A 13,820-nucleotide genomic window follows, 5' to 3' on the forward strand; every position below is an offset into this window, starting at 1 on the left:
TTTACGCCAGAAGCGACCCGCCATGACCGATCTGACGCTTTATCACAATCCGCGCTGCTCGAAATCCCGCGGCGCGCTGGAACTTCTTGAAGCCCGCGGCCTGACCCCGAACGTCGTGCGTTACCTCGAAACCCCTTTGAACGCGGCGCAAATCAAGGCCCTGCTCGGCAAGCTCGGGATCAGCGCACGCCAGTTGCTGCGCACCGGGGAAGATGAATACAAAATGCTTCAACTGGCTGACGAAAGCCTCAGCGAAGCGCAATTGATCGACGCCATCGCCCAGCATCCAAAACTGATGGAGCGGCCGATTCTTGAATCGGGTGACAAAGCCATCATCGGTCGTCCGCCGGAAAATATCCTGGAGTTGTTGCCGTGAGCGCGCCGTACATTCTGGTGCTGTATTACAGCCGCAACGGCTCGACCAACGAGATGGCCCGGCAAATTGCCCGCGGTGTCGAACAGGCGGGTCTCGAAGCGCGCTTGCGTACGGTGCCAGCGATTTCCACCGAATGCGAAGCCGTGGCTTCGGACATCCCGGACGAAGGCGCGCTGTATGCCACGCTCGATGACCTGAAGAATTGCGCCGGCCTGGCACTTGGCAGCCCGACGCGTTTCGGCAACATGGCCGCACCGCTGAAATACTTCCTCGACGGCACCAGTAACCTGTGGCTGACCGGCGCCCTCGTCGGCAAACCGGCCGGCGTGTTCACCTCCACCGCCAGCCTGCACGGCGGTCAGGAAACCACGCTGCTGTCGATGATGCTGCCGCTGCTGCACCACGGCATGCTCATCACCGGCCTGCCGTACAGCGAGTCGGCTTTGCTGGAAACCCAGGGCGGCGGTACGCCTTACGGTGCCAGTCATCACGCTGGGGCTGACGGTAAAAAAGGCCTCGATCAGCATGAAGTGGCGCTGTGTCGCGCGCTGGGTCTGCGGCTGGCTAAAACCGCTCAGAAACTGGAGGGCTGAGATGGCGAAGAAGCCGAAGATTCTGCCGAGTGTCGAGTGGCTTGAGCCACGGGTGAAAGCGATGCGGGTTGTCAGTCTGCTGAGCTTTTTTGCCCTCGCCGGCTTGCTGGCGGCCTACTACTTGCTGTTCGCCGACCTGCACGGCGCGCGGCCGTGGGTGATTCTGCTGGTCGAACTGATCCCGTGGATCGTCCTAGCCCCGGCGATGATCATGGGCAGCGCCCGTGGGCATTCGTGGATGTGTTTTGTGGTGAATCTGTATTTCATCAAAGGCGCACTGGCGGCGTATGACCCGAACCGCCAGTTGTTTGGTGTGCTGGAAATGGTCGCGAGCCTGGCGGTGTTCTGCTCGGCGCTGTTGTATGTGCGGTGGCGGTATCAGTTGAATCGCAAACTGGCTGGTGAAGGCGAAATCTCCGTCGCCTAAACGGACGCCTTCGCGAGCAGGCTCGCTCCCACAGGGGAAAGCATTCCAAACTGTGGGAGCGAGCCTGCTCGCGAATGGGGCGACTCGGTCTCAATGGTTAACGGTGTACGCGAGCATCATCGAAATCTGGCTCATCGGCCGCCCACCACTCTGCTCATGCCACTGATTGAACACATCCTGCACAATCGCCAGATCGCGCAGACTGGTCGGCGCCTTGTCGACGATCTTCTGTGCATTCAGCGCCGCGACCACGTCATAGCTCGGCACAAACGTATCCTTGCCGACCATGCGCAAAAAGCGTGGCGCCGACAGCCCGCCCAGTTGATGACCGTGCTTTTTCAAGTACGTCCACAGCCCGACGATATCGGTCACCGGCCAGTCGGCAATCAGCGCACCGAAACTGCCCTTCTCCTTCTCCACATCGAGAATGAACTGCGCATTGCGCGGCACGCTTTTCAGTTTGCCGAGATGACGGATGATCCGCGCATCCTGCATCAGGCGCTCGAGATGTTCGGCGCTCATCAACACAACTTTTTCCGGGTCGAACTTGAAGAACACTTCCTCAAAGGCCGGCCACTTGGCGTCGACCAGACTGTGCTTGAGGCCGGCACGAAATACGCGCAGGGCCATGGTCGAGAGGTAGCGGTCGTCGCTGATCTTGCGCAGTTGCGCCGGGGTCTTGGGAACGGGCAGATGGGCTTCCAGTTCAGCCGCCGAACCGAAGCGGTTCAGACAGTATTCGTGCAGCCACTTGTAATCGCGCATGCCCTCTCCTATTGAATGAAGCGAAGAAACCAATGTGGGAGCGAGCCTGCTCGCGAAGTGGGAGTCTCAGTCAACAAATCAGTTGAATGAAACACCGCTTTCGCGAGCAGGCTCGCTCCCACATTTGAAGGTGTTTACAAATTGACGACGTTAACGAAGCGCGAAGCCGCGGTCTCGTCGATTTTCAGGCTGGTGAAGTCGAACAGGTTGCGGTCGGCCAGTTGCGACGGGATCACGTTCTGCAGACTGCGGAAGATGCTTTCGGTGCGGCCCGGGGTCTTGCGCTCCCAGTCCAGCAGCATTTCCTTGACCACCTGACGCTGCAGGTTTTCCTGCGAACCGCAGAGGTTGCACGGGATGATCGGGAATTCCTTGAGGTCCGAATACGCCTGAATGTCTTTCTCGTTGCAGTACGCCAGTGGACGGATCACCACGTTGCGACCGTCATCGGCACGCAGCTTCGGCGGCATCGCCTTGAGGCTGCCATTGAAGAACATGTTGAGGAAGAACGTCTCGACGATGTCGTCGCGGTGGTGACCGAGGGCCATTTTGGTCGCGCCAATTTCGTCGGCAAAGGTGTACAGCGTGCCGCGACGCAGGCGCGAGCACAGCGAGCAGGTGGTCTTGCCTTCCGGGATCAGCTCCTTGACCACCGAGTAGGTGTCTTTCTCGACGATGTGGTACTCGACGCCCAGCTCTTTCAGATAGGCCGGCAGCACGTGTTCGGGGAAGCCCGGTTGCTTCTGGTCCATGTTCACCGCGACGATCTCGAACTGGATCGGGGCAACCTTCTGCAGGTGCAGCAGCACGTCGAGCATGGTGTAGCTGTCCTTGCCCCCGGACAGGCAGACCATGACCTTGTCGCCATCTTCAATCATGTTGAAATCGGCGACCGCCTCGCCGGCCAGGCGGCGCAGGCGCTTTTGCAGTTTGTTCTGGTTGACCGTAAGAGTGCCCATGACGCGAAATCCGTGAGGTGTGACGAAAGGCCGGCATTTTACGCAAAAACCCCGGCGTTGTGGGCACAGGTTGTCGCGGTCAGCCGACAACGGGTTAACAGACCCCGAGGCGATTACCCGCCCTGTTTACAGCGCGATTTGCTCTAAGCCCCCAATACCTGTGCGGGTAAGACCTTTCTATACTGCGACATAAGGTCGCACACAATCTGAAGACCTGTATTTGCTCGGCCACCTTGGCCCGTAGGCGCTCCGTTGGGGGGCGATGGCAATAACAAGAGGAGTGACTGGCATGATCCATCACGTAGTGGGACTTTTTACCCACCCCGATCAGGAATGGAAGGAAATCCGTGGCGACCAAGAGGAAAGCATCAGCCACATGTACCTCACCCACACGCTGATTCTGGCGGCGATCCCCGCTGTCTCGGCGTTTATCGGCACGACTCAGGTCGGCTGGGTGATCGGCAACCGCGCACCGGTGATGCTCACCGTCGAAAGCGCAATCTGGATGACCGTCATGTCGTACCTGGCGATGCTCGGCGGCGTCGCGGTGATGGGCGCGTTCGTGCACTGGATGGCGCGCACCTATGACGCCAATCCAAGCCTTGCCCGTTGCGTGGCCTTCGCCACTTACACGGCGACACCGTTGTTTGTCGGTGGGCTGGCAGCGCTGTATCCGCATATGTGGCTGGGGATGATCGTCGGCACGGCGGCCATCTGTTACACGGTTTATCTGCTGTATGTGGGTCTGCCGACGTTCATGAATATTCCGTCGGACGAGGGTTTTCTGTTCTCGAGCTCGGTGCTGGCGGTGGGTCTGGTGGTGCTGGTCGCCATCATGGCGTTTACCGTGATTGTCTGGGGGCTGGGCGTAGGGCCCGTTTACACGAACTGACTCGACAGGCTGAATACAGGCCGCCGCAAGGCGGCCTTGTCGTTTGGCGGATGACCATTCGGCAGCTCGATGATTCGCAAGTCTGCGGCGTTGCGGCATACTCGACGCCTCTGGAGATCCATCAAGCATGCCCGAGCAACTCAATACCCGCGTCGAAGACTGTTACCAACTCGCAGAATCCTTTTTCAAACGTTCATTCCCTCGTCCTGTTGTCAGCCTCAAGCTGCGCGGGCAAAAAGCCGGTGTCGCGCATCTGCACGAGAACCTGCTGCGCTTCAATCCGCAGCTGTACCGGGAAAACGCCGAACACTTCCTCAAGCAGACCGTGGCCCACGAAGTCGCGCACCTGATCGCCCATCAGTTGTTTGGCGACCGTATCCAGCCGCATGGCGAAGAGTGGCAACTGATCATGCGCGGGGTTTACGAACTGCCGCCGGATCGCTGCCACACCTATGCAATCAAACGCCGCAGCGTGACCCGCTATATCTACAAATGCCCGTGCGCCGACAGCGATTTCCCGTTTTCGGCGCAGCGCCATAGTCTGGTGCGGCAGGGGCGGCGGTATTTGTGTCGTAGCTGCCGGAGTACCTTGGTGTTCAGTGGTGAGATGCGGGTGGAATAACCCGGATTTGCAGTGCCTTGGCTGGCCCCTTCGCGAGCAGGCTCACTCCTACATTTGGAATGCGTTCCCCTGTAGGAGTGAGCCTGCTCGCGATGGGGCCTGTACAAGCACTAGAGAATTACCTTGGCCCGCCGCAATTCAGCAATCCGCTCAGCACTAAGCCCCAACTCCCCCAACACCTGATCCGTATGCTGCCCCAACACCGCGCCAACATGCCGCGGCGCCGGCAACGCCTCGGAAAACTTCAACGGACAGGCCATCTGCGCCTGCGTCGTGCCATCATCACGCGGCACCTGCGTCACCAGTTCCCGAGCCTGCAATTGCGGATGGCGCACCGCCTCACCCAGGCTCAACACCGGCTCGACACACGCATCGATCCCGGCAAACATCTCGCACAATTCAGCAAAGTCATGCTTTTCAAACTCGACCGTCAGCGCGTATTTCAACGCCCGCTGCTGCTCAGGCTTTGAGGACAAGCCCTGCGCCGCCAACTCCGGCCGGCCCAACGCCGTACAAAGTTGCTGCATGAACCCCGGTTCCAGACTGCCTACCGACATCCAGCGGCCATCGCGAGAGCGGTAATAATCGTAGAAGCTGCCGCCGTTGAGCATCTGGTCTTCCCACTCCGGCTCTTCGCCGCACGCCAGATACCCCGCCCCCACCATGGCATTCAGGCTGAACGCGCAATCGGTCATGCTCACATCCAGATGCGTGCCCTGCCCGCTCTGCTGCCGCGCAATCACCGCTGCCAACAAGCCGATCACCCCGTGCAACGAACCACCGGCGACATCCGCCACTTGCATGCCCAGCGGCAACGGCCCGCTGTCGGCGCGGCCGGTGTAACTGGAAAGCCCGGCCAGCGCCAGATAATTGATGTCATGCCCGGCGCGATCCTTGTACGGCCCGGTCTGGCCGTAACCAGTGATCGACACATAAATCAGCTTCGGGTTGATCGCCTTCAGCGCTTCATAACCCAAGCCCAGACGCTCCATCACACCGGGGCGAAACTGCTCGAGGACGATGTCGTAATCGGCCAGCAACTGCTTGACCACTTCCACGGCTTCAGGCTGTTTCAGATCCAGCGCCAGGCTGCGCTTGTTGCGATTGAGGTAGGCGTGACTGGCCGAGACTCCGCCATCATGCGGCGGCAAAACGCGCAGCAGGTCCAGGCGCGTCGGTGACTCGATGCGCAACACCTCGGCGCCCATGTCCGCCAGCAACAACGAGGCAAACGGCCCCGGCAGCAGCGTCGAGAAATCGAGAATTTTCAGTGAGGCCAGCGGTGCGGACATGGGCGAACTCCTTAAGCGATGCACTCAGCCTAGGCAGCGATGCCGCGCACGGCAATCACCGCAAATGTCAGCGGGTGTGACCGTTACGCTCAAACAGCAGGCAAGAAAAAACCCGCCGAAGCGGGTTTTTCATGAAGCGAGGGTTACTTGACGCTGCTAGGCGTCGGGCCTTCAGCCACACCCAGGTCATCTTCCGGACGGGTATCAGCGATACCACGACCGCCCGAGGCCAGCTCGGTTTGCAGCGTGTCGGTGTCCAGCTCTTTCACCCACTTGGCAACCACGATGGTCGCTACTGCGTTACCAACGAGGTTGGTCAGGGCGCGTGCTTCGGACATGAAGCGGTCGATACCGAGGATCAGCGCCAGACCGGCCACTGGCAGGTGACCTACCGCCGACAGGGTCGCTGCCAGCACAATGAAGCCCGAACCGGTTACACCCGCCGCGCCTTTGGAGGACAGCAGCAACACTACCAGCAGAGTGATCTGGTGAGTGATGTCCATGTGCGTGTCGGTGGCCTGAGCAATGAACACGGCGGCCATGGTCAGGTAGATCGCGGTACCGTCGAGGTTGAACGAGTAACCGGTCGGGATCACCAGACCCACTACCGATTTCTTCGCGCCCAGACGCTCCATCTTGATCAGCATGCGTGGCAGTACCGATTCCGACGAGGACGTGCCGAGGACGATCAGCAGCTCTTCACGGATGTAACGGATCATCTTCAGCACGCTGAAGCCGTGCATGCGGGCGATACCGCCAAGGACGATGAGGATGAACGCCAGGCAAGTGATGTAGAAGCAGATCATCAGTTGACCCAGCTGCACCAGCGAACCAACACCGTAGGCACCGATGGTGAATGCCATTGCACCGAAGGCACCGATTGGCGCGAGCTTCATGATCATGTTGATGATGTTGAACATGACGTGGGCGAAGCGATCGATGAAGTCGAGGATCGGCTTGCCGTAGGCGCCCAGGCGATGCAGGGCGAAACCGAAGATCACCGAGAACATCAGCACTTGCAGGATGTCACCGGTGGCGAACGCGCCGACGATGGTGGTCGGGATCACGTTCAGCAGGAAACCGACAACGCTTTGGTCAGCGCCAGCCGCTACATAAGAAGCGACTTTCGAAGCGTCGAGGGTGGCGACGTCGATGTGCATGCCGTTGCCCGGTTGCACAACGTTGACCACGACCAGACCGACCAGCAGCGCGATGGTCGAAACGATTTCGAAGTACAGGAGTGCGTAACCGCCGGTCTTGCCGACCGACTTCATGTTCTGCATGCCGGCGATACCGCTGACCACGGTGCAGAAGATGATCGGAGCGATGATCATTTTGATCAGCTTGATGAACCCGTCACCCAGTGGCTTAACCGCGACACCGAACTGCGGGTAGTAATGACCAAGCGCAATACCGATGATGATTGCGATGATCACCTGGAAATACAGGGATTTGTACAGTGGCTGACGAGTCGTCATTGCAGATTTCCTCAAGAGCCTCGCGTGGCAACATCCATCTGTTGACCGCGAAACCTGAATTGCGAACCCTCCTGCACTGGAGGGATTTGTTGTTGGAGCAGCGTTTTCCATCTGGGCCAAACGCACGCTTCTGTGGCTTGTATCGCAAACGTCGTGCCACTTTGGTGCGATTGCCTGCAAGCCTTTTGATATCAGGGATCACAGGTGCATGGATGTCACCATCCGGTTACTCAAGTGTGGCGGATTTCCGCCAACTCGCCGCTTCTCGTCCTACAATTTGGCGGAAATCCGCCTTGTAGGCGTGTCCAGCCGCCGGCTACCATCCGGCGCCTGAGGAAGGATCTGCCGCTTATGCGCGAACGCACCATCGCCAGTCATTTTGCCCGTGCCGCCCTCGGCGGCGCACGCCGCGTGGGTTTCGATTACTCGGGCCTGCTGCTGCAACTGGGCATCAGCCCTGAATTGCTCGATGAGCCGCGTGCGCGCATTGCTCCGGAACAATTCACCCGATTGATTCAGGGCCTGTGGCTGGCGCTGGACGACGAATACCTGGGTTTCGGCAACGCCCCGAGCAAGCCCGGCAGTTTCGCGATGATGTGCCATGCCTCGATTCACTGCCGCAATCTGGAGAAGGCACTGCAACGCGGTTTATTGTTTTATAGCCTATTCCCCGAAGCCCCGCGCCTGAGCCTGACGCGCGAAGACGAATGGGTGCGTTTGAGCCTCGATGATTCGCAGATGTGGGACCCGGATCACTTTCTCACTGAAAGCCTGCTAGTGATCTGGCATCGCCTCGGTAGTTGGCTGATTGGCCAGCGGATTCGCCTTGAACAGGCGACTTTCAGCTATCCGCGCCCCGAACATGGTGCCGAATACGACCTGCTGTTCCCCTGCCCCATGACCTTCGGCACTGAGCAGAGCAGCCTGTTGTTTCACAGTCGCTATCTGTCTATGCCGCTGTTGCAGGACGAACGCACGCTCAAACATTTCCTCGAACGCTCGCCCGCCGACCTGCTCTCACGCCCGGACGACGGCGACAGCCTGAGCAGCCGCCTGCGTCGTTTGCTCAGTCGTGACAGTGCGAACTGGCCGGATCTGGAAGCGGTGGCGGCACATATGCACATCAGCCCGCAAACCCTGCGCCGGCATTTGCGTGAGGAAGGCACGAGTTTTCAGGAGTTGAAGGATCAGTTGCGGCGGGATATCGCCATTTATCATTTAGGCCGGGCGGAGCTGTCGTTGCAGCAGATTGCCGAGCAGTTGGGATTTTCCGAACCGTCGGCGTTTCATCGGGCGTTCAAGAAGTGGACGGGGCTGACGCCGGGGGCTTATCGGGCGCAGGAGCAGTGAGGCGCTAAATCAAAAACCCCTCACCCTAACCCTCCCGAAACGTCGGACCGCCCGGAGGGAGAGGGGACTGATTGGGGGTTGCTCAAGATGTACGCCGACCTGAACGCTCGCTACTGAATCCATAATCGACTGGCTATTTCAGGTCGATGTAGAACGCCAGACACCCTCAGGATCGGCGTTTCATCGGGCGTTCAGGAAGTGGACGGGGCTGACGCCGGGGGCTTATCGGGCGCAGGAGCAATGAGGCGATAAATCAAAAGCCCCTCACCCTAACCCTCTCCCGGAGGGAGAGGGGACTGATTGGGGGATGTTCAAGATGTACGCCGACCTGCAAGCTCTCTATTGAATCCATATTCGCTGCAAATCGCTCAGGTCGATCATTTTCGCAAGACACTTCGGTCAGTCCCCTCTACCTCTGGGAGAGGGTTAGGGTGAGGGCAACTCCCGATCACACCGCAGGAAAATGAATCCTGAACGCCGCCCCACCCATCGGCGAGTCGCCCAACGCCAGTTTGGCGTTGTAGCTTTCAATAATGTCCTTGACCACCGCCAACCCGATGCCCTGCCCCGGATGTTGGGCATCCAGTCGCTCACCGCGCTCGAGAATCCGCGCACGCTGATCCGGCGGCACGCCCGGGCCGTCATCTTCAACGCACAGTTCGATCCCGGCCAGCGTCTCGCGCACGCTGATGCGCACTTCGCCCAGACACAGGCGATAAGCGTTCTCCAGCAAGTTGCCCAGCATCTCCAGCAACGCCCCCTGCTCGATCGGCACATAACAGTGCTCAGGCAGATCGAATGCCACGCGCACATGCTTGTCGCGGTACACCTTGTCGAGGGTGTCGCAGAGGCTTTTCAGCACTGGTTGCAGGCGCACCTGGTGGCGCACCAGTCCGCTTTTGCGCAAGCTGGCCCGTTGCAGTTGATAGCTGATCTGCTGGCTCATGCGTTCGATCTGACTCTGCAGCACCCACGCTTGATCGCGTTCTTCGGGACGCTGGGCCATGTCCTCGCTAACCCCTTGCAGTACCGCCAACGGCGTTTTCAAGCTGTGCGCCAGATCATCGAGAGAATCGCGATAACGACTACGTTGCTGGCGTTCACTGTGCAGCAAACGGTTGAGCGAGCCGGTCAGGCGCAGCAACTCGCGCGGATGTTGTTCGGTGAGGCTTTCACGGGTGCCACCTTCGATTTCGTCGAGTTCCTGACTGAGCCGGCGCAAGGCTTTGAGGCCCCAGGTCAGGCCGATCCACAACAGTGCCAACAGCACGAGCAACGCAGCGCCGAAGCCCAGATAGAGATTTTCGCGCAGGCCTTCGAGGGTGGTTTCGTACTCGCGCACCGGTTGCAGGGCAACGATGCTGAACGCCGCGCTTTTGCCACCGAGCAGTTTCACTTCGACGTCGTAGACGAAGAATTCCTGACCATTGGTTTCACGGATCCGCGCAAACTCGTTACCGAGGCCGTCGTAGCGCGGCTTGTAGTTGATCTGCTCTTCCTGGGTGGCTTTCGAGCGCCAGACCAGATGCCCTTCGCGGTCGTAGATGTAGCCCAGCAATCGGAAGTCGGTGAGATTGAAGCGCTCATCCGGCAACTGATTGGGCATCACCAGCCGACCGTTTTCAATGCGCGCGGCTGAGATCAGCGTGGTCACGTCCGAAGCCAGGCGCTGCTCGATCGAGTCCTGCAACGCGAGGCTGAACGCGCCTTGCATCGCCGGCAGCAAGGCGAGCATGAACAACACCGCCAACGTGGTGGCGGCGAGCATCAAGCGAACGCGAAGGGAACGAATCAAGTGCAGCGCTCATTGAACAGGTAGCCGAGGCCGCGCACGGTATCAATCGGCTTGAACCCGGCCGGGCCTTCGAGTTTACGGCGCAGACGGCCGACCAACACTTCGATGACATTCGGATCGCGCTCGTCGTCGTCCGGGTAGAGCTGCTCCATCAAGCGATCCTTGGGCACCACTTGTTGATGGTGGCGCATGAGGTATTCGAGGATGCGGTACTCGTAGGCGGTCAGCGCCAGCGGTTGCTCGTCAAGGGTCGCCTGTTTGCGATTGAGGTCGAGCAGCAGCGGACCGGCGACGATGGTCGACTGGGTGAAACCGCTGGAGCGGCGCAGCAAGGCATTCAGGCGCGCATCGAGTTCTTCGAACTGGAACGGCTTGACCACGTAATCGTCGGCGCCGGCGGCGAGGCCTTCGACCTTGTCCTGCCAGTTGCCGCGCGCGGTGAGGATCAGGATCGGGAAGGTCTTGCCGCCCGCGCGCAATTGGCGAATCAGGTCGAGACCGCCCATGCCCGGCAGGCCGAGATCGATCACCGCCAGGTCAAAGTTGAACTGTCCGGTCTGGTACAGCGCCTCTTCGGCATTGGCCACGGACTCGACCACGTGACCGCTTTCCGTCAGGCGGGTTTGCAGGTGATGGCGCAACAGCGCTTCATCTTCGACGACCAACAGTTTCATAACGCTCTCCCGGGTAAATCCAGAATCTCCAAAAACACACCTGTGGGAGCGAGCCTGCTCGCGAAGGCTGTGTGTCAGTCGATAAATTGATCGACTGATTCACCGCTTTCGCGAGCAGGCTCGCTCCCACATTGAACCTGCTGGCAACTCCTTAGAAATTGTAGTTAGCCGACAGGTAAGTCTGCGCGCTGCTGTTCAAGTCCAGCGAACCTTGCTTGCTGCCACCGCTCTCTTTCATCTCGGTGCTGGCGTTGCTCATCAGGTAACGGTAACCGAGTTCGACCGAGGTGTTCTGCGAGACTTGCTGCAACACACCGAACTGGCCGCCGACGGCGTAACCGATGTCACTGTCGCGGCTGTAGCCTGGCGAGTCCTGAGTCAACTTGGTCAGACCGGCCGTGGCACCGCCGAACAACTTGGTGCTGCCGCCCACCGGGTAGAACAGATCGTAGCTGCCCAGCAGGTTTTCCTGACGCAGTTTAATGCCATTGTGCGAGCCCGACACGTTGTCGTAGGTGGCGTAGTAGCGGCCCTGGCTGTTTTGCTGACCGAGGCGCACGCCGTAGGTGTTGTTACCGTCGATGGCGCCGGTGGCGTTCGGGTGGTCGAGGTTGTTGTTGAGTGCGTGGGACTTGTCGATCTTGTCGCTGGTCTGGCCGAACGTCAGGCCGGCAAAGTTGCTGGTGTCGTCGGCATTGGCCGCGATGCTGGAGCCTAACAGGGTAAATGCCAGCAGCAGTTTGTTAAAACGAGTCATGGGTATTTCCTCTTTCACAGTTGCTGTTTGGGTATGGCGCAAGGTTACTGACCCTCCCCTGTACCGCCCCTGAACCGTCTCTGAACCTGACCTGAACCAAATGAACTAGGCTGTTTTGACCTTTTACTGTCAGGAGACCCGACCATGCGCCTGTTCCTCGCCCTTACCTTGCTGGCTGTCAGCAGCCTTGCTCAGGCTGCGATCAAGACTGAAGAAATCCCCTATCAGAGCGCCGACGGCACGAAACTGATCGGCTACTACGCCTACGACGACGCCATCAAAGGCAAGCGTCCGGGCGTCGTCGTTGTGCACGAATGGTGGGGGTTGAACGATTACGCCAAACGCCGCGCACGCGATCTCGCCGCACTTGGCTACAGCGCGTTGGCGATCGATATGTACGGCGAAGGCAAGAACACCGAGCACCCGAAAGACGCGATGGCGTTCATGCAGGCGGCGACCCAGGATGCGGCGGCTTCCAGCAAGCGCTTCGAGGCAGGGCTGAACTTGCTGAAGAAACAGCCGCAGACCGACGCCAACAAAATCGCCGCCATCGGTTACTGCTTCGGCGGTGGCGTGGTGCTCAACGCCGCGCGGCAAGGTGAGCCATTGGCGGGCGTGGTGAGTTTCCACGGTGCGCTAGCGACCAAAACCCCAGCGACGCCCGGCAGTGTGAAAGCAAAGATTCTGGTCGAGCATGGCGCACTGGACAGCATGGTTACGGCGGATAACGTCACGGCGTTCAAGGCAGAAATGGACAAGGCCGGGGCTGACTATAAATTTGTCAGTCTGGATGGCGCCAAGCATGGCTTCACCAATCCGGATGCCGATCGCCTGAGCCATGGCGAGCACGGTGGCCCGGACATCGGGTACAACAAGGCAGCGGATGAAAAATCCTGGGCGGACATGAAAGCGTTCTTGCAGAAAATCTTCAGCTGATCAGAGAGACCGCAGCGCGGCCTTCGCGAGCAGGCTCGCTCCTACAATTGAAATGCGTTCCCCTGTAGGAGTGAGCCTGCTCGCGATAGCTTCACCGCTATCTCGACCTCGGCCCGACTAACCGGCAAAATGCCCGCCATGAATCTCACCCCCATCCTGCCCTCCTGCTGCACCGCGCTCGACAGCCACTGGCCGTTGCCGACGGTGTTGCCCGACACCGTGCTGCTCAGCACCCATTTCGACCCGACCCGACTGCTCGGCGATGACTTTCAGCGCAGTGCCGTCGTTGCACCGCCAAGCATTCAGCGTTCGGTGGCCAAGCGTCAGGCTGAGTTTCTAGCCGGGCGAATTTGCGCCCGGGCGGCGTTGGAGCAACTGGAAGGCAGCAGTGTTGTGCCAGCGATTGGCGAGGATCGCGCGCCGATCTGGCCCGCGCATATCTGCGGCTCGATCACGCACAGCACCGGACGTGCGGCAGCAATTGTCGCCAACAAAAGGCACTGGCGCGGTTTGGGCATGGATCTGGAAAACCTGCTCAACACCGAACGCGCCGAGCGCTTGGCTGGGGAGATTCTGACGCCACCTGAAATGCAACGCATGACGGCCGCCTCGCGCGATCAGTTGGCGTTGTGGGTGACGCTGACGTTTTCGGTGAAAGAAAGTTTGTTCAAGGCGCTGTACCCGATTGTGCAGCAGCGCTTTTATTTCGAGCACGCTGAAGTGCTGGAGTGGACTGAGGCCGGTGAAGTCCGGTTGCGCTTGTTGACGGACTTGTCTGCCGAATGGCGCAACGGCACTGAACTGGAGGCGCAGTTCGGGGTGCAGGATGGGCAGTTGTTGAGTCTGGTCAGCATTCAGGCCTGAAATCTTCAGCGCCTGTTCAGGCCTCTTCGCGAGCAGGCTC

The 13,820-nt window shown here is 59.6% G+C and carries 15 protein-coding genes; 8 read left to right on the forward strand and 7 right to left on the reverse strand.

All coding sequences use genetic code 11. The features are described 5' to 3' along the window. Positions 1–22: 22 nt before the first annotated feature. Genes arsC through AC5SEM_RS18190 form a run of 3 tightly spaced genes read left to right on the forward strand, consistent with a single transcriptional unit; the run spans position 23 to position 1,396 of the window. On the forward strand, positions 23–376 hold the full coding sequence (arsC, locus tag AC5SEM_RS18180) for an arsenate reductase (glutaredoxin) (protein WP_495470966.1): 354 nt from the start codon (positions 23–25) through the stop codon (positions 374–376). Continuing rightward, positions 373–969 carry an NAD(P)H:quinone oxidoreductase gene (gene wrbA / locus AC5SEM_RS18185; RefSeq protein ID WP_495470967.1) on the forward strand — a complete coding sequence of 199 codons (597 nt, stop codon included), beginning with the start codon at positions 373–375 and terminating at the stop codon, positions 967–969. Before arsC ends, wrbA begins: the two co-directional genes overlap by 4 nt. A gap of 1 nt (position 970) precedes the next feature. Continuing rightward, positions 971–1,396 carry a DUF2069 domain-containing protein gene (locus AC5SEM_RS18190; RefSeq protein ID WP_077574125.1) on the forward strand — a complete coding sequence of 142 codons (426 nt, stop codon included), beginning with the start codon at positions 971–973 and terminating at the stop codon, positions 1,394–1,396. Between the two features lie 90 nt (positions 1,397–1,486). On the opposite strand, the gene AC5SEM_RS18195 is transcribed toward AC5SEM_RS18190, so the two are convergent. Together AC5SEM_RS18195 and ttcA are read right to left on the reverse strand one after the other, a co-directional pair. Beyond that, positions 1,487–2,161: a DNA-3-methyladenine glycosylase I gene (locus tag AC5SEM_RS18195; protein WP_160059065.1), complete on the reverse strand. Its 675-nt coding sequence runs from the start codon at positions 2,159–2,161 to the stop codon at positions 1,487–1,489. A 134-nt stretch (positions 2,162–2,295) separates the two neighbouring features. Then, positions 2,296–3,120 carry a tRNA 2-thiocytidine(32) synthetase TtcA gene (ttcA, locus tag AC5SEM_RS18200; RefSeq protein WP_495470968.1) on the reverse strand — a complete coding sequence of 275 codons (825 nt, stop codon included), beginning with the start codon at positions 3,118–3,120 and terminating at the stop codon, positions 2,296–2,298. Positions 3,121–3,409: 289 nt separating this feature from the next. Here ttcA and AC5SEM_RS18205 point away from each other — a divergent pair, with 289 nt between their 5' ends. Both AC5SEM_RS18205 and AC5SEM_RS18210 read left to right on the forward strand, forming a co-directional pair. Further along, positions 3,410–4,012 (forward strand): Yip1 family protein, encoded by a 603-nt coding sequence (locus AC5SEM_RS18205; RefSeq protein ID WP_007917515.1) that lies wholly within the window; start codon positions 3,410–3,412, stop codon positions 4,010–4,012. Between the two features lie 127 nt (positions 4,013–4,139). After that, positions 4,140–4,634 (forward strand): SprT family zinc-dependent metalloprotease, encoded by a 495-nt coding sequence (locus AC5SEM_RS18210; protein WP_077574127.1) that lies wholly within the window; start codon positions 4,140–4,142, stop codon positions 4,632–4,634. 110 nt (positions 4,635–4,744) lie between these two features. Here AC5SEM_RS18210 and AC5SEM_RS18215 read toward each other — a convergent pair whose 3' ends face one another. Beyond that, positions 4,745–5,926: a CaiB/BaiF CoA transferase family protein gene (locus AC5SEM_RS18215; RefSeq protein ID WP_495470969.1), complete on the reverse strand. Its 1,182-nt coding sequence runs from the start codon at positions 5,924–5,926 to the stop codon at positions 4,745–4,747. 143 nt (positions 5,927–6,069) lie between these two features. After that, positions 6,070–7,404 carry a dicarboxylate/amino acid:cation symporter gene (locus tag AC5SEM_RS18220; protein ID WP_077574129.1) on the reverse strand — a complete coding sequence of 445 codons (1,335 nt, stop codon included), beginning with the start codon at positions 7,402–7,404 and terminating at the stop codon, positions 6,070–6,072. Positions 7,405–7,755: 351 nt separating this feature from the next. Between AC5SEM_RS18220 and AC5SEM_RS18225 the strand changes: the two genes are divergently transcribed. After that, positions 7,756–8,754: an AraC family transcriptional regulator gene (locus AC5SEM_RS18225; protein WP_495470970.1), complete on the forward strand. Its 999-nt coding sequence runs from the start codon at positions 7,756–7,758 to the stop codon at positions 8,752–8,754. 448 nt (positions 8,755–9,202) lie between these two features. On the opposite strand, the gene AC5SEM_RS18230 is transcribed toward AC5SEM_RS18225, so the two are convergent. The 3 genes from AC5SEM_RS18230 to AC5SEM_RS18240 form a co-directional block, all read right to left on the reverse strand. Then, complete coding sequence (locus tag AC5SEM_RS18230) at positions 9,203–10,549, reverse strand: ATP-binding protein (protein ID WP_116033317.1); 1,347 nt, start codon at positions 10,547–10,549, stop codon at positions 9,203–9,205. Further along, entirely contained in the window at positions 10,546–11,223 is a 678-nt protein-coding gene (locus AC5SEM_RS18235) for a response regulator transcription factor (RefSeq protein WP_016987432.1), read from the reverse strand. Before AC5SEM_RS18235 ends, AC5SEM_RS18230 begins: the two co-directional genes overlap by 4 nt. Positions 11,224–11,374: 151 nt before the next feature. Continuing rightward, the gene (locus AC5SEM_RS18240) at positions 11,375–11,980 is read right to left on the reverse strand and encodes a hypothetical protein (RefSeq protein WP_123453372.1); all 606 of its coding nucleotides are present in this window, start codon (positions 11,978–11,980) and stop codon (positions 11,375–11,377) included. 144 nt (positions 11,981–12,124) lie between these two features. Between AC5SEM_RS18240 and AC5SEM_RS18245 the strand changes: the two genes are divergently transcribed. After that, complete coding sequence (locus tag AC5SEM_RS18245; RefSeq protein ID WP_495470971.1) at positions 12,125–12,916, forward strand: dienelactone hydrolase family protein; 792 nt, start codon at positions 12,125–12,127, stop codon at positions 12,914–12,916. A gap of 138 nt (positions 12,917–13,054) precedes the next feature. Beyond that, positions 13,055–13,780, forward strand: coding sequence for a 4'-phosphopantetheinyl transferase family protein (locus tag AC5SEM_RS18250; RefSeq protein ID WP_495470972.1), 726 nt, complete (start codon positions 13,055–13,057; stop codon positions 13,778–13,780). Positions 13,781–13,820 lie beyond the last annotated feature (40 nt).

This window comes from Pseudomonas sp. CH61 (genome assembly GCF_059429415.1).